This window comes from Streptomyces sp. NBC_00442, assembly GCF_036014195.1.
Lineage (GTDB): Bacteria > Actinomycetota > Actinomycetes > Streptomycetales > Streptomycetaceae > Streptomyces.
In genome coordinates this window covers 5,873,738-5,889,173 of the sequence record NZ_CP107918.1, presented here as the reverse complement: position 1 = coordinate 5,889,173, position 15,436 = coordinate 5,873,738, and the positions used below count along the sequence as shown (strand labels likewise).

At 71.4% G+C, this 15,436-nt stretch carries 13 protein-coding genes; 5 read left to right on the top strand and 8 right to left on the bottom strand.

All coding sequences use genetic code 11. The annotated features are described in order from the left end of the window. The 3 genes from hisB to hisD are packed head-to-tail and all read right to left on the bottom strand — an operon-like array spanning position 1 to position 3,052. Positions 1–594: an imidazoleglycerol-phosphate dehydratase HisB gene (hisB, locus tag OG432_RS26370; protein WP_053727805.1), complete on the bottom strand. Its 594-nt coding sequence runs from the start codon at positions 592–594 to the stop codon at positions 1–3. Continuing rightward, complete coding sequence (locus tag OG432_RS26365; RefSeq protein WP_328313450.1) at positions 591–1,733, bottom strand: histidinol-phosphate transaminase; 1,143 nt, start codon at positions 1,731–1,733, stop codon at positions 591–593. The genes hisB and OG432_RS26365 overlap by 4 nt, the downstream gene beginning before the upstream one ends. After that, positions 1,730–3,052: a histidinol dehydrogenase gene (gene hisD / locus OG432_RS26360; protein WP_328313449.1), complete on the bottom strand. Its 1,323-nt coding sequence runs from the start codon at positions 3,050–3,052 to the stop codon at positions 1,730–1,732. Before hisD ends, OG432_RS26365 begins: the two co-directional genes overlap by 4 nt. A gap of 135 nt (positions 3,053–3,187) precedes the next feature. On the opposite strand from hisD, the gene OG432_RS26355 reads away from it, so the two are divergent. The 4 genes from OG432_RS26355 (at position 3,188) to ybaK (ending at position 7,412) form a co-directional block, all read left to right on the top strand. After that, positions 3,188–4,828, top strand: a complete 1,641-nt coding sequence (locus OG432_RS26355) for an oxidoreductase (protein ID WP_328313448.1) — start codon at positions 3,188–3,190, stop codon at positions 4,826–4,828. 210 nt (positions 4,829–5,038) lie between these two features. Further along, positions 5,039–6,115 carry a hypothetical protein gene (locus tag OG432_RS26350; protein ID WP_328313447.1) on the top strand — a complete coding sequence of 359 codons (1,077 nt, stop codon included), beginning with the start codon at positions 5,039–5,041 and terminating at the stop codon, positions 6,113–6,115. 5 nt (positions 6,116–6,120) lie between these two features. Further along, positions 6,121–6,900, top strand: coding sequence for an LON peptidase substrate-binding domain-containing protein (locus tag OG432_RS26345; RefSeq protein ID WP_328313446.1), 780 nt, complete (start codon positions 6,121–6,123; stop codon positions 6,898–6,900). 17 nt (positions 6,901–6,917) lie between these two features. Continuing rightward, positions 6,918–7,412 carry a Cys-tRNA(Pro) deacylase gene (gene ybaK / locus OG432_RS26340; protein ID WP_328313445.1) on the top strand — a complete coding sequence of 165 codons (495 nt, stop codon included), beginning with the start codon at positions 6,918–6,920 and terminating at the stop codon, positions 7,410–7,412. A gap of 33 nt (positions 7,413–7,445) precedes the next feature. Here ybaK and OG432_RS26335 read toward each other — a convergent pair whose 3' ends face one another. From OG432_RS26335 to OG432_RS26320, 4 genes are all read right to left on the bottom strand, one after another. Continuing rightward, entirely contained in the window at positions 7,446–8,099 is a 654-nt protein-coding gene (locus tag OG432_RS26335; protein ID WP_328313444.1) for a hypothetical protein, read from the bottom strand. Between the two features lie 34 nt (positions 8,100–8,133). Then, positions 8,134–8,979 (bottom strand): ABC transporter permease, encoded by an 846-nt coding sequence (locus OG432_RS26330; RefSeq protein WP_443058462.1) that lies wholly within the window; start codon positions 8,977–8,979, stop codon positions 8,134–8,136. Beyond that, on the bottom strand, positions 8,976–9,983 hold the full coding sequence (locus OG432_RS26325) for an ABC transporter ATP-binding protein (protein ID WP_328313443.1): 1,008 nt from the start codon (positions 9,981–9,983) through the stop codon (positions 8,976–8,978). The genes OG432_RS26330 and OG432_RS26325 overlap by 4 nt, the downstream gene beginning before the upstream one ends. 74 nt (positions 9,984–10,057) lie before the next feature. Beyond that, positions 10,058–11,308 (bottom strand): NYN domain-containing protein, encoded by a 1,251-nt coding sequence (locus OG432_RS26320; protein ID WP_328313442.1) that lies wholly within the window; start codon positions 11,306–11,308, stop codon positions 10,058–10,060. 263 nt (positions 11,309–11,571) lie between these two features. On the opposite strand from OG432_RS26320, the gene OG432_RS26315 reads away from it, so the two are divergent. After that, on the top strand, positions 11,572–11,751 hold the full coding sequence (locus OG432_RS26315) for a hypothetical protein (protein ID WP_328313441.1): 180 nt from the start codon (positions 11,572–11,574) through the stop codon (positions 11,749–11,751). A 72-nt stretch (positions 11,752–11,823) separates the two neighbouring features. Here OG432_RS26315 and dnaE read toward each other — a convergent pair whose 3' ends face one another. Then, a complete protein-coding gene (dnaE, locus tag OG432_RS26310; RefSeq protein ID WP_328313440.1) occupies positions 11,824–15,372 on the bottom strand; it encodes a DNA polymerase III subunit alpha in 3,549 nt (1,182 codons plus the stop codon). Positions 15,373–15,436 lie beyond the last annotated feature (64 nt).

Genomic DNA, 15,436 nt, shown 5'->3' with positions numbered 1-15,436 from the left:
TTACAGGGCACCCTTGGTGGAAGGAAGGATTCCGGCGGCGCGCGGGTCCCGTTCGGAGGCATAGCGCAGCGCGCGGGCGAGCGCCTTGAACTGGCACTCCACGATGTGGTGCGCGTTGCGTCCGTACGGTACGTGAATGTGCAGCGCGACCTGCGCCTGGGCCACGAAGGACTCGAAGATGTGCCGGGTCATGGTGGTGTCGTACTCACCGATCATCGGCGCCATGTTCTCGGGCTCGGTGTGCACGAGGTAGGGGCGGCCCGACAGGTCGACGGTCACCTGGGCGAGCGACTCGTCGAGCGGCACGGTGCAGTTGCCGAAGCGGTAGATGCCGACCTTGTCGCCGAGGGCCTGCTTGAAGGCCGCACCGAGCGCGAGCGCGGTGTCCTCGATGGTGTGGTGGGTGTCGATGTGCAGGTCGCCGTCGGTCTTGACCGTGAGGTCGAACAGGCCGTGGCGGCCGAGCTGGTCGAGCATGTGGTCGTAGAAGCCGACCCCGGTCGACACATCGACCTTTCCGCTGCCGTCGAGGTCGATCTCGACGAGGACGGACGTCTCCTTGGTGGTGCGTTCCACTCTTCCAACGCGGCTCATGCGCTCTGCTCCTTCTTGAGTTGACGGACCGCGTCGAGGAACGCGTCGTTCTCGGCCGGGGTGCCCGCGGTGACCCGCAGCCAGCCCGGCACCCCGTTGTCCCGGACCAGGACGCCCCGGTCGAGGATCTGCTGCCACGCGGCGTGGCTGTCGTCGAAGCGGCCGAACTGGACGAAGTTGGCGTCCGACTCGGTCACCTCGTAGCCGATCGCCCGCAGCTCGGTGACCAGGCGGTCCCGCTCGGCCTTGAGCTGCTCGACATAGCCGAGCAGCGTGTCCGTGTGCTCCAGGGCCGCGAGCGCGGTCGCCTGGGTGACGGCGGACAGGTGGTAGGGAAGGCGGACCAGCTGTACCGCGTCGACCACCGCGGGGTGCGCGGCGAGATAGCCCAGGCGCAGCCCGGCCGCACCGAACGCCTTCGACATGGTCCGCGAGACCACCAGGTTCGGGCGGCCCTCGATGAGCGGGAGCAGCGAGTCGCGGTGGCTGAACTCGACGTACGCCTCGTCCACGATGACCATCGTGGGCTTAGCCGCCTGCGCGGCCTCGTACAGCGCGAGGACCGTCTCGGCGGCGACCGCGGTGCCCGTCGGGTTGTTGGGCGAGGTGATGAAGACGACGTCCGGCGCCTGCTCCGCCACGGCCCGCTCGGCCGCCGCGAGGTCGATCGTGAAGTCCTCGTTGCGGGGCCCGGAGATCCAGCCGGTGCCGGTGCCGCGGGCGATCAGGGCGTGCATCGAGTACGAGGGCTCGAAGCCGATCGCGGTGCGGCCGGGGCCGCCGAAGGCCTGGAGCAGCTGCTGGAGGACCTCGTTGGACCCGTTGGCCGCCCACACGTTCTCGACCGCGACCGGGTGCTTGCCGGTGCGGGTGAGGTAGCGCGCCAGCTCGGTGCGCAGCTCCACCGCGTCGCGGTCGGGGTAGCGGTTGAGGCTCCGGGCCGCCTCGGCGACCCGCTCCGCGATCCGCGCGACGAGCGGCTCGGGCAGCGGGTAGGGGTTCTCGTTGGTGTTCAGCTGGACGGGGGTGTCCAACTGGGGCGCGCCGTAAGGGGACTTGCCGCGCAGCTCGTCCCGTACGGGGAGGTCGTCGATGGTGGTCGCGCGCTCGGCGACCGGCGTGTGCTCGGCGTTCGTCATACGGTCGGCACCTTCCAGGAGAAGCGTGCCTTCAGAGCCGCCCCGTGCGCGGGCAGGTCCTCGGCCTCGGCGAGGGTGACCACGTGGTGGGTGACCTCGGCGAGCGCGTCGCGCGTGTAGTCGACGATGTGGATGCCGCGCAGGAAGGACTGCACGGACAGGCCCGAGGAGTGGCAGGCGCAGCCGCCGGTGGGCAGCACGTGGTTGGAGCCGGCGCAGTAGTCGCCGAGCGAGACCGGGGCCCAGGGCCCGACGAAGATCGCGCCCGCGTTGGTGACCCGGTCGGCCACGGCGGCGGCGTCGGCGGTCTGGATCTCCAGGTGCTCGGCGCCGTACGCGTCGACGACCTTGAGGCCGTCCTCCAGGGAGTCGACGAGGACGATCGCGGACTGTTCGCCCTTGAGCGCCGGCTCGATCCGATCCTCGCGGTGGCGGGCGACGGCGACCTGCTTGTCGAGCTCGACCGTGACCTTGTCGGCGAGTTCGACGCTGTCGGTGACCAGGACGGAGGCGGCGAGCGGGTCGTGCTCGGCCTGGCTGATCAGGTCGGACGCCACGTGCACCGGGTCGGCGGTGTCGTCGGCGAGGACGGCGATCTCGGTCGGGCCGGCCTCGGCGTCGATGCCGATCTTCCCGGTGAAGTAGCGCTTGGCGGCCGCGACCCAGATGTTGCCGGGGCCGGCCACCATGTTGACCGGCTCGCAGGATTCCGTGCCGTGCGCGAACATCGCGACGGCGGTGGCACCGCCGGCCGCGTACACCTCGTCGATACCGAGCAGCGCGCAGGCGGCGAGGATCGTGGGGTGCGGGAGGCCGTCGAACTCCTTCTGGGCGGGCGAGGCCAGCGCGATGGAAGGCACACCGGCCTCCTGCGCCGGGACCGTGTCCATGATCACGGAGGAGGGGTAGACGGCACGCCCGCCCGGCGCGTACAGGCCGACCCGGTTGACCGGCACCCACTTCTCGGTGACGGTGCCGCCGGGGGCCACCTCGGTCACCTCGGTGGTGCGGCGCTGGGCTCGGTGCACGATCCGGGCACGCCGGATCGACTCCTCCAGGGCGGCCCTGACCTGCGGGGCCAGCTGCTCGAGGGCGTCCGCCAGAGCCTGGGCGGGCACCCGGACCTGGGCCAGCTCGACGCCGTCGAACCTCTCCGCGTAGTCGATGAGCGCCGCGTCGCCACGATGACGCACGTCCTCGCAGATGGGCCGCACCTTGTCCAGGGCGGCTTCCACGTCGAACTCGGCACGGGGCAGCAGGTCGCGCAGGGCGCCACCCTCGGGGAGGGTGTTGCCGCGCAGATCGATTCGGGAGATCACGTAACCAATTCTCTCAGACGCCTCCGGAGCACTGGACGCCTGTATCAGTGGCTGATACGCAACACGGGCGTCACCTTCTGTCACCCGTGGCCACTAGCGTTCCTCCTGTCAGGGTGGACGGCGAGAGGGACGGCATTGACCGAAGCGCCCGATCCGGGGGAGGCACCGGACTGGCTCAGCCCGGCGGAGCTGGGCATGTGGCAGGCCTTCCGCAACGGCAGTACGTACGATCTGCGCACCCGCAACCCCGTGCGCGACGACCCGTTCGCGGTGCGCCCCTGGGGGCCCGAGCGCAGCGTGCGGGCCAGGGTGGTGGCGCTGCTCCTGCTGAGCGGGCCGCCCGCGCTGCCCGGCCGGGTCGCCGCGCTCAAGCTCACCGGGGTGCAGATCACCGGCCTGCTCAACCTGTCCGGCGGCACGGTCACCCCGTACGTCGAGCTGAACAACTGCCGCTTCGAGAACGAAGTCCTGCTCCCCGAGGCCCACTTCACGACCGTGCGCATGGTGAGCTGCGCGATTCCGCGTCTTGAGGCGGCCAGGCTGACCACCGAGGGCGATCTGCACCTGCCGCGCTGCCGCGTCCCGGGCGGTATCCGCCTGACCGACGCGCACATCGGCACCGACCTCCTGCTCAGCCAGGCCGTGGTGCACGGTGACCGCAACGGCCGCTCGATCGCGGCGGACGGGCTCCTGGTCGGCCAGGACCTCCAGGCCGACCTCATCGAGTCCTACGGAGAGCTGAGCCTGCGCGCGGCGAAAGTGGGGGTGACGCTGAGCCTGCGCGGCAGCCGGCTCATCAACCCGGACGGCGGGCGGGCGCTCAACGCGCCGCAGCTGATCGTCGAGCGCACCCTGTATCTGACGTCGGCGGCCGTCTATCCCGGCGGCAACCAGGCGGGCACCACCCCGCCGTACGGGACGCAGTACGGGACCCAGTACGGCACTCCGTACGGGGCGAACTACACCAACACGCCGGTGCGCGGCACTCTTATTCAGCCGTTCGAATGCCGGGGCGGTCTGCGCCTGGACGACGGGCGGTTCGGGGACGCGGTGGACCTGGCGCAGTCCCGTGTCGTCATGAGCGACGTGCAGGAGCTGTCGTTGCGCCGCATCCAGACGCCGGAGCTGCGCTTCACCGGGCAGCGCGCCGAGCGCGGCAAGGTGGTGCTGTCCGGCGCGCGGGTCGTCAACCTCGTCGACATGGCGGACAGCTGGCCGCGGCCCGGCCATTTGACGATGAACGGCTTCGCCTACGAGAACCTCATCCCGATCGGCACGTTCACGCTGGCCCAGCGCCTGGACTGGGTGACGGCGGCGACCCCCGAGTACGGGCCCGAACCCTATGAGCGGCTCGCCGGCGTGCTGCGGGGCAGCGGCGAGGACGCGGACGCCCGCGAGGTGCTGCTCGCCAAGCAGCGCAGGCGCCGCGAGACGCTGCCGCTGGCCGCGAAGGCGTGGGGCGTGCTCCAGGACCTGACGGTGGCGTACGGCTACCGGCCGGGGCGGGCCGCGCTGTGGATGGCGGTCCTGTGGGCGGCCGGCACCCTCGCCTTCTCGCACTACGACCCCCGGCCGATCAAGCCCGACGAGCACCCCGACTGGAACGCGGCGCTGTACGCCCTCGATCTGCTCATCCCGGTGGTCAACCTGGGCCAGGACGGCTACTGGCGGCTCTCCGGCGTCTGGCAGTGGGCGGCGGCCCTGCTGATCCTGCTTGGCTGGATCCTGGCGACGACGGTGGCGGCGGGCGCCTCGCGACTGCTGCGGCGCGGCTGAGCCACGAACCGTGTCGGAGCTGGGGCGGCCGGGGGTGACCCGGCGCCGTCCGCAGCGCTTCAGCGGGCCGTGCCCACGGTGCTCACCCGCTCCCCGTGGGGCCCGAGGTGGCTGAATTTGCCGGTCCTTGACCCCGCGTCGTACAACCCTCACCACCGATACGAAAGCTTCACAGCGGCCCCCTGGCGCCACCCCCACCTGCGGATTTCAATGGTCCGCACCATGACTTTCGTATCCGCGCTGATCCGCACCGCACGGCGGGCCAGGCACGTGACCAAGCTCTCGGCTCCGTTCGAGCCGAGCGGGCCCGAGGGGCTGCTCCCGGCCGGGCTCTGGGACGGCCGGGACGTGCTGCTCGACGCCCCCGACGCCCGGCTCGCCCCCGCGCTGGTCTCCGCAGCGCTCGGCGAGTACGAGACGGCGGCCAAGCTCCTCGCCACGACCCGGGAGCTGGCCGAGTGGGAGAACCGCGACCGCTACACGGTGCGGCTCGCCGCGTTCGCGGTGAACAGGCCGGAGTGGCTCGCCGACTGGCTGGCCGCCGCGCCCCGCGATCCGGACGCGCTGCTGGTCAAGGCCGAGCTCGCGATCGTCGAGGCGTGGGGCTCGCCCGCGCGGGCCGAGCGGCTGCGCGACGTGGCCCCGCTGATCCTCTCGGCGGCCGACGGCGACCCGGCCGACCCCGTCCCGTGGCGGATCGCCCTCGACCACGCACGCGGCACCCATGCCTCCCACACGGTCTTCGAGGAATTGTGGGGTGAGGCCATACGGCGTTCCTCGCACCACTACGGCTGTCATGTGGCGGCGCTCCAGTACCTCTCGGCCCAGTGGTACGGCTCGCACCGCGAGTGCTTCGACTTCGCCGAGCGGGCCGCGGAGGATTCCCTGCCGGGCTCGCTGATCCGCGCGCTCCCGGCGCGGGCCGCCTTCGCCTACATGGTAGGCGGCGGCGGGCACAGCATTCCGTACGAGCGGATCGACGCGGCGGCCGATCTCGGCATCGAGCTGTCCGGCACCTACGAGGCGGGCGACCCGTGGCCGGCCGAGGTGCGCAATCTGCTCGCCTACGTCCTCGTCGTCCGCAGGCGCTGGCCCGAAACCCTGGAGGAATTCCGGCGCATCGGGCCGTATGCGACGTCTTTCCCCTGGCTGCATCTGGCCGCGGACCCGCTCGGCCAGTTCCTGGAACTGCGCGAGTTCGTGCGCTGTGAGGTCGCCGCGGGCATGCCATGGGGGCGGGAGCGGCAGAAGCCCGGACGCGCCCGCTCCGACGGCCATTACGCTTGAGCGTTGTGACCACCGCACGCCTCCCCCTCTTCCCGCTCAACTCGGTCCTGTTCCCCGGGCTCGTCCTGCCGCTGAACATCTTCGAGGAGCGCTATCGCGCCATGATGCGCGATCTGCTGAAGACCGGCACCGACGCTTCCGGCCCGTCCGGCCCCGAGGACGACGCCGGCGACGAGCCGCGCCGCTTCGCCGTCGTGGCGATCCGGGACGGGCGGGAGGTCGCCCCGACCGCCCCCGGGCTTCCCGACCGCACCGCGACGGCCGACAAGGGCCCCGCCGCCGGCTTTGGCGCCGATCCGATCCAGGCCTTCCACCGGGTGGGCTGCGTCGCGGACGCGGCCACCATCCGGGAGCGCCCGGACGGCAGCTTCGAGGTGCTCGCCACCGGCACGTCGCGCATCCGCATCCTGTCGGTCGACGCGAGCGGGCCGTATCTGACGGCCGAGTACGAGGAGGTGCCCGAGGAGCCGGGCGAGGAGGCGGGCGCGCTCGCCGAGGGCGTCCTGCGGGCGTTCCGCTCGTACCAGAAGCGGCTCGCGGGCGCCCGTGAACGGTCGCTGGCCGGCACCGCCGACCTGCCCGACGAGCCCTCCGTCGTGTCCTATCTGGTCGCCGCGGCCGCCGTCCTGGACGTCCCGGCCAAGCAGCGCCTGCTCCAGGCGCCCGACACCGCGACCCGGCTGCGCGAGGAACTGCAGCTGCTGCGCGCGGAGACGGCGGTCATCCGCCATCTGCCCTCGCTGCCCGCGGTGGATCTGACGCGCACCCCGACCAGCCCCAACTGACCGAGCGGAGGGCCGCCTTGGCCAAGAAGAAGCAGCAGAGCGGCGGCACCCCGGCGACGGTGGCCCTGACGGCTGCGGGCACCGCGTTCACCGTGCACGCCTACGCGCACGACCCGGCCTCCGCCTCGTACGGCGAGGAGGCGGCGCAGGCCCTCGGGGTGAGCGCGGAGCGGGTGTTCAAGACGCTGGTCGCCGACGTGGACGGCGAGCTGACGGTGGCCGTGGTTCCGGTGGCGGGCTCGCTCGACCTCAAGGCGCTCGCCTCGGCGGTCGGCGGCAAGCGGGCCGCGATGGCCGATCCGGCGGCCGCCGAGCGCACCACCGGCTATGTGCGGGGCGGCATCTCGCCGCTCGGCCAGCGCAAGAAGCTCCGTACGGTCCTGGACGACTCGGCGTCGGCGCACGCCACGATCTGTGTCTCGGCGGGCCGGCGCGGCCTGGAGGTCGAGCTGTCCCCCGCCGATCTGGCGGCCCTCACCGGAGCCCTGCTGGCGCCGATCGGGCGCGTGTAGGGGCCTTTCCGGGCCGGGCCCGTGCGGGGGCGCTCAGAGGCCGGACGTGCCCGGTCCTGCCGGGTCCGCGTCCAGCGGGGGCACCTGCCACGCCGGCTCCGGGTCGCGGGGCCCGAACAGGGCCGTGAGGCCCAGGTGGACGCCCATCGCGGCGATCGGCCAGGCCAGCAGCGCGCCCTTGGCGTCGAGCTTGAGCGGGGCGTCGAAGGTGACGCCCTTGCCGGCCGCCTTGGCCGCGGCCACCACGTCCTGGTTCGGCCCGAGCCAGATGCCCAGGCGCCAGGCGAGGACCGAGCCGAGCAGGCTGCCGACGGCGAGGCCGACGACCAGGGGGATGCCGCCCTTGCGGCGGAACAGGAAGACAGCGACCGCGCTCAGCGCGCCGAGCCCGAGCGCCAGCAAGATGAACGTTCCGTCACCGCCGATCGCCTCCTCCCCCTCGGTGTCCTTGAGGAAGACGGCCTTGTCGTCGGCGATGAGCGGCACGCGCGGAGCGAGCCACAGCCACAGCAGTCCGAGCGCCACCCCGGCCACCGTCACCGCGACGGCGACGATCACCGCGTCCCGCACGTCCTTCTTCATGGTGGGCGCCTCCTCGACGGGCCCGGGACGGGCTCCCTCGGCGTGCGTCTGCCACGGGTCGTCGCCCGGGGGCTGCTGATGGGGCGGTGTCAGAGGTGCGGTCACCCTGACATCGTGCCAGGCGTGTCCGTGGGCCGCCTCACCGGACCGCTGCCCGGCGATAGGCCCACGCCGCCGCGGCCAGCGAGACGACGCCGACGGCCGCGCACACGCCGAGGTCGAGCCCGACCAGACCCCAGTCGGGGTGCGCGTCGAAGCTGTGCGCGAAGGCCTCCACCCCGTAGGTGGAGGGCAGCAGATCACGGGCGTACGCGATGGGGCCCGGCAGCCGGGACGCCGGGAGCACGCCGAGCAGCAGCGCAGCCGACATGCCCAACTGGCCGAACAGCGTGGCGAGTTCCTGGCGCGGCGCGAGCAGCCCGAGGGCCGCGCCCAGCCCGGAAAGGGCGGCTCCGGCGAGCGGGATCACCGCGGCCAGGATCCACAGGTGTCCCATCGGAAGGCCGAACAGGAGGCAGCCGAGGACGGCGGTGACGGCGGTGCCGGGCACGGTGAACGAGGCGTACGCGGCGGCGGTGCCGAGGACCACGGAGGCGGGCGGCACGGGCAGCGTCGCGTAGTGGTCGAGGCCGCCGTCGGCGCGCAGCCGGCCGAAGTACTGGGCGAGCAGGTTGAGCGCGACGAAGGCGACGACGAGCACGCTCGATCCGGCGACCACCGCACGGGCCTCGCTCCCGCCGTCCACGACGCCCCGCATGAGGATCATGATGCCGACGGACTGGAACGTGGCGACGAACAGGAGCGGGATGCGGGAGACCCTGGCCCGTGAGAGCTGGGCGCGGTAGACGGCGGCGAGCGCGGGCAGCAGGCGGGCCCGGGGGGCGAGCGGTGCGGCGTCGTCGGCGCCGGGGCGCTCGGCGGTCCCGCTGAGCGGGGTCCGGCCGCCGACCGTCTCGACGGTGCTCTCCAGGGGAATGGCGCTCACGCCTTCACCAGCCCTTCCGTGCGGCCGCCGAGGGCGAGGTAGACGTCTTCCAGGCTCGGCGTGGCCAGGGTGAAGTCGTCGAGCGCGGCGAAGGCCGGGCCGCCGGTGACGGTCGCGACCGCGGCACGGGCCCGCTCGGGGCTGAGCCGCAGCGTCCAGCGCCGGCCGGACTCCTGGGCCGCCGCGCGCAGCGCCGCGACCTCCGGGACCTCGACGGGGGCGCGGTCGCGCCACACGAGCTCGACCCGCACCTCGTCGGCGACGCGGGCCTTGAGCCCGGCGGGGGTGTCGCAGGCGATGACCTTGCCGCGTTCCATCACGGCGACCCGGTCGAGCACGGTCTCGGCCTCGATGACGTTGTGGGTGACGAGCAGGACGGTGGCGCCGCGTTCGGCCCGGCGCCGGTCGACGGCGGACCACACGGCCCGCCGGGCCACCGGGTCCATGCCGGTGGTGGGCTCGTCCAGGACCAGGACGGGGCGCTCGCCGACGAGGGCGGTGGCGAAGCAGGCCAGGCGCCGCTGGCCGCCGGAGAGCTTCTTGAGCGGGCGCCCGGCGATGTCTCCGAGGCCCAGTTCGGCGAGGACGGCGTCGCGTTCGGCGCGCGCCTCGCGCAGGGTGAGTCCGCGCAGCCGGCCGGTGGTCTCGGCGGCGAGCGCGACGGTCAGCTCGTCGAGCGCGGTCGATTCCTGGCCGAGGTAGGCGATGAGGCGGGCCGCGCGTTCGGGGTGGCGGACCAGGTCGTGCCCGAGCACGTCGACCGTGCCGGCGTCGGGCCGCATGAGCCCGGTCAGTTGGCGTACGAGGGTGGACTTGCCGGCGCCGTTGGGGCCGAGCAGGCCGAAGATCTCGCCGCCCCGCACGTCCAGGCTGATCCCGTCGGTGGCCCGGACCTCGGGCGTACCGGGCGCACCTCGCCCGCCCCGCGCCGCGGGGTACGTCTTGACCAGGCCCCGCACCGCGCAAACGGTGCCGGCCCGTGCCGCTGCTGTGCCGGTACTCACGGAGAACGAGCCTAAGGGGTCCGGGGACCGCTCCCGCCCCGGGGGCGGCCCCCGGCGGCCCCCGCGGCGCGGGGCTACTCGCCGGCCGGCTGGCGCTCGGCGGCCGCCCGTACGTCGATCTCGCGCCAGAACCCGGCCCGGATCGCGTACCGGTCGTGCTCGTCGATCTGGTCGTCCTTGTGCGCGAGAAGTCCGAACCGGGCGGCGTAGCGCAGGAGTTCACCGTCGATGCGGTGCGGGATGCGGGGGTACATGGTGGACAGCTTCTGTACATGCGTGGGCTCGGGGAGGCGTTCCATCCAGCGCCGCGCGAAGACCTGGCCCACTTCGTAGGGGTCGCCGCCCACGGTGGTGATGTCCTCCTCGCGGTCGGCCCAGCGCTGCTCGGCGCTGGTGAGCTGCGCGAGCGTGGGCAGGGACGCCGTCTCGGGGGATTCGCCGAGCGCGGAGCCCGGCCGCTCCACCCAGCCCTTGTCGGAGGACCAGCGCAGGGTGGCCGACGCGGGCTGCGCGGGGGCGGCCGGGGCGCTGCCGGGGCCGCGCAGGGAGGCCAGGTCCTTCGGGGTCGGTACGCCCTTGGCGCCGGTCGGGCCGGGCACCGCGGCGCCGTTCTCGCTGGGTGCCTCCGGCGGCGCCGCGGCGTCCCGCACCGCCGCGGCCTGGGCCTCGGCGGCCCGCTCGGCCGAGGCGGCGAGCGCCGATTCGGGCAGCGGGGCGGAGAGGATCGCGGCGATCTCGGGGCGCGGGGCGGGGGCGGGAGCGCAGATGCCGGTGAGGTCCCTGGCGCGGACCGCGCGGGTGATCCAGGCGCGGTCGAGCACCCGGCGTTCGTCGGCCTCGGCGACGAGGTCCTCGGACTGGTTGTAGTCGCCGTCGGCGGCCTGCACGGCCCACAGGTGCACGGCGACGCCGTGTTCCTTGGCGGACATGAGACCCGGAAGCAGGTCGCCGTCGCCGGTCACCAGGACCACGTCCGAGCAGGCCCGGTTGCGGGCGAGTTCGGTCAGCTCGGCGTGCATCGCCGCGTCCACGCCCTTCTGCGCCCAGCGTCCGTCGCTGCGGGTCAGAGCGCCGAGGCGGACCGTCACCCTGGGCATCACGCGCAGCCGGCGGTGCTCGGGCTGCGGGACCCGGTCGGGGGCGCCGTCGAACCAGTAGATGCGCAGGAGGGGTTGCTGGGTGTCGGCCTCGGCGCGCTCGCGGAGCCCCTGGATCAGGGCGGCATGGTCGACGGTGATGCGGGAACGGGCCGGCTCTCCGGCGAGCAGACTCGCGGCGGCACCGAGCAGGTAGCCGGCATCCACCAGGACGACGCAGCGGTCCATGCGTTCCACCCTCTTTCGGGAACGGAAAAGCCGAAGAAAAAGAAATCAGCAGCGGGGTGCGAAAGATCACCGAATGAACTTCGGGTTTCCTTCGAGTCTGCCCGACCGCGCAGGGGTTGAGCACCGGAACTCGATCATCGGCGTGGCGGATTGGGGCGTCACCCTGCCGTCACGCACGGTAATGATCCGAAATGCGACCTTTGTCCTTCTGTGTGAGTCTGACAGCGGCCCTGGCCCCGAGTTCCCCCACAGGAGGCAGCACCATGGCCAAGAACAAGAACCGCAAGTCGGGCAGTCAGCAGGACCGCTCCAGCGCCGCCGAGCGCGGTCAGGAGGAGTCCAAGTCCACTGCCTTCGAGTCCCAGGCCATGCCGCAGTCGCAGGGTCAGGGCAGCCCGGCGGATGTTGCCCGTAAGCACCAGCGTCGCTTCGGTCATAACTAGCCCGTCGTCGCACGGGAAAGGGGCGCACCCCGTGGGGTGCGCCCCTTTCCCGTGCACGGGACGTGCCGGGACTCAGCCGGCCAGGCAGGACGGGCCGAGCAGTACCTTCAGGTCGCCGAAGAGGGCGGGATCCGGCTGGACCCGGTGCCGGTCGAGCCGCAGCACGGTCGTCGAGCGCGGCCCCTGGAGCTTGATGCGGACCTCGGTGTTGCCCCGGTGGTGCCCCAGGATCTCGCCGAGCCTGCTGACCATCGGCGGGGTGACCTTGACGGTGGGGATGGTCAGGACGACCGGCGCGTTGGTGCCCGCCGACGAGAGGTCGGGGACCATCAGCTCCATCGCGACCAGGCGCGGGATGTCCTCGCGCTTGTCGAGGCGGCCCTTGACGAACACCACGGCGTCCTCGACGAGCTGGGTCGACACCAGCTGGTACGTGGCCGGGAAGAACATGCACTCGATGGAGCCGGCCAGGTCCTCGACGGTGGCGATCGCCCAGGCGTTGCCCTGCTTGGTCATCTTGCGCTGGAGGCCCGAGATGATGCCGCCGATGGTGACGATCGAGCCGTCCGAGTAGTCCCCGCCGGTGAGCTGGCCGATGCCCGCGTCCGCCTTGTCGGACAGCACGTGCTCCAGGCCGAAGAGCGGGTGGTCGGACACGTACAGGCCGAGCATCTCGCGCTCCTGGGCCAGCAGGTAGGACTTCTCCCACTCCACGTCGCCGAACTCCACGTCGAGCCCGAAGCCCGGCTCGCTGGTGTCCTGCTCTCCCATGCCGCCGAAGAGGTCGAACTGGCCCTCGGCCTCCTTGCGCTTGACCTGCACCACGTTGTCGATCATGGGCTCGAACTGGGCGGTGAGGCCCTTGCGGGTGTGGCCCATCGTGTCGAAGGCGCCCGCCTTGATGAGCGATTCCGTGGTGCGCTTGTTGCAGGCGACCACCTCGACCTTGTCGAGGTAGTCGGGGAAGGAGCTGAACTTCCCCTTGGTCTTGCGCGACCGGATGATCGACTCCACCACGTTGGTGCCGACGTTGCGGACGGCCTCAAGGCCGAACAGGATCACGTCGTCGCCCTGAGCGGCGAAGTTGTGCACCGACTCGTTGACGTTCGGCGGGAGCACCTTGATGCCCATGCGCCGGCACTCGTTCAGATAGACGGCCGACTTGTCCTTGTCGTCCTTCACCGAGGTGAGCAGCGCCGCCATGTACTCGGCCGGGTAGTTGGCCTTGAGGTACGCGGTCCAGTAGGTGACCAGGCCGTACGCCGAGGAGTGCGCCTTGTTGAACGCGTATCCGGCGAACGGGACCAGGACGTCCCACAGGGCCTGGATCGCCGCGTCCGAGTAGCCCTTCTCCTTGGCGCCGCCCTGGAACAGGACGAAGTTCTTCGCCAGCTCCTCGGGCTTCTTCTTGCCCATCACGCGGCGCAGGATGTCGGCCTCGCCCAGCGAGTAGCCGGCGATGATCTGGGCGGCCTTCTGGACCTGCTCCTGGTAGACGATGAGGCCGTAGGTGAGGCCCAGGGTCTCCTTGAGCGGCTCCTCCAGCTCCGGGTGGATCGGGGTGATCTCCTGGCGGCCGTTCTTGCGCTCGGCGTAGTTCGTGTGCGAGTTCATGCCCATCGGGCCCGGCCGGTACAGGGCCGAGACGGCGGAAATGTCCTCGAAGTTGTCGGGCTGCATCTGGCGCAGCAGCGAGCGCATCGGGCCGCCGTCGAACTGGAAGACGCCGAGGGTGTCGCCGCGGCAGAGCAGTTCGAAGGTCTTGGGGTCGTCGAGCGGGAGCGAGAGCATCTCCAGGTCGACGCCCTTGTTGGCCTTCACCATCTTGACGGCGTCGTCCATGATGGTCAGGTTGCGCAGGCCCAGGAAGTCCATCTTCAGCAGGCCGAGCGACTCGCACTGCGGGTAGTCCCACTGCGTGATGGTCACGCCGTCGGTGTGCCGCACCCAGATCGGCGCGTGGTCGACGATCGGCTCGCTGGACATGATGACGCCGGCCGCGTGCACGCCCATCTGACGGACCAGGCCCTCGACGCCCTTGGCGGTGTCGATGACCTTCTTCACGTCCGGCTCGTTCTCGTACATCCCCCGGATCTCGCCGGCCTCGCTGTAGCGCGGGTGCTTGGGGTCGGTGATGCCGGAGAGGTCGATGCCCTTGCCGAGGACGTCGGCGGGCATCGCCTTGGTGAGGCGGTCGCCCATCGCGTACGGGTAGCCGAGGACGCGCGCGGAGTCCTTGATGGCGTTCTTCGCCTTGATCTTTCCGTAGGTGCCGATCATGGCGACCTTGTCGGAGCCGTACTTCTCCGTCACGTACCGGATCACCTCGACGCGCCTGCGCTCGTCGAAGTCGATGTCGACATCGGGCATGGAGACGCGCTCGGGGTTGAGGAACCGCTCGAAGATCAGGCCGTGCGTGATCGGGTCGAGGTCGGTGATGCCCATCGCGTACGCGACGATCGAACCGGCCGCCGAACCACGGCCGGGACCCACCGCGATGCCGTTGTTCTTGGCCCACATGATGAAGTCGGCGACGACGAGGAAGTATCCCGGGAACCCCATCTGGATGATGATGTCCATCTCGTACTCCGCCTGCTTCTGGCGGTCCTCGGGGACACCTCCCGGATAGCGGCGCTCCATGCCGACCCGGACTTCCTCCTGGAACCAGGTGACCTCGGTGTAGCCGTCGGGGATCTCGAACTTCGGCATGAGGTTCTTGGCCTCGAACATGCCGGACGTGTCGATCTGCTCGGCCACCAGCAGGGTGTTGGCGCAGCCCTGCTGCCAGGCGTCCGAGGAGTCGATCGCGTACATCTCGTCGGTGGACTTGAGGTAGTAGCCCGTGCCGTCGAAGCGGAAGCGGTCCGGGTCCGAGAGGTTCTTGCCGGTCTGGATGCACAGCAGGGCGTCGTGCGCGGTCGCCTCGTGGGCGTAGGTGTAGTGCGAGTCGTTGGTGACGAGCGGCGGGATGTCGAGCTTCTTGCCGATCTCCAACAGGCCGTCACGGACCCGGCGTTCGATCTCGATGCCGTGGTCCATCAGCTCCAGGAAGTACCGGCCCTCACCGAAGATGTCCTTGTAGTCGGAGGCCGCCCGCACCGCCTCGTCGAACTGGCCGAGCCGCAGCCGGGTCTGGACCTCGCCCGAGGGGCAGCCGGTGGAGGCGATGAGTCCCTCCGACCACTGCGCGATCGTCTCCTTGTCCATCCGGGGCCACTTCTGGAGCCAGCCCTCGGCGTAGGCGTCCGAGGAGAGCCGGAAGAGGTTGTGCAGACCGGTCTTGTTCGCCGCCCAGATCGTCTTGTGCGTATAACCACCCGAACCGGACACGTCGTCGCGCTTCTGGTGCGGCTGGCCCCACTGGATCTTGCGCTTGTTGCGCCGCGATTCGGGGGCCACGTACGCCTCGATGCCGATGATCGGCGTGACGCCCGCCTTCTTCGCCGAATGGAAGAAGTCGTAGGCGCCGTGGAGGTTGCCGTGGTCGGACATGGCGATGTGCGACATGCCCATTTCATTACAGGCGTCGAACATGTCCTTGAGCCGCGCGGCACCGTCCAGCAGCGAGTACTGGGTGTGGACGTGAAGGTGCGTGAACGGTGTCTTGGACGTGCCAGTCACGGGTGGGGCCTCCAACGGCGAGGGGGGTTCGCGGAGCGGGTGGGACAGCCTCGGAGTCTACGTC

What these genes read in the sequence shown, in the direction of transcription:
- hisB (WP_053727805.1), bottom strand. Translation starts at nt 594, where the DNA reads ATGAGCCGCGTTGGAAGAGTGGAACGCACCACCAAGGAGACGTCCGTC.
- OG432_RS26365 (WP_328313450.1), bottom strand. Translation starts at nt 1,733, where the DNA reads ATGACGAACGCCGAGCACACGCCGGTCGCCGAGCGCGCGACCACCATC.
- OG432_RS26350 (WP_328313447.1), top strand. Translation starts at nt 5,039, where the DNA reads ATGGTCCGCACCATGACTTTCGTATCCGCGCTGATCCGCACCGCACGG.
- OG432_RS26320 (WP_328313442.1), bottom strand. Translation starts at nt 11,308, where the DNA reads ATGGACCGCTGCGTCGTCCTGGTGGATGCCGGCTACCTGCTCGGTGCC.
- OG432_RS26315 (WP_328313441.1), top strand. Translation starts at nt 11,572, where the DNA reads ATGGCCAAGAACAAGAACCGCAAGTCGGGCAGTCAGCAGGACCGCTCC.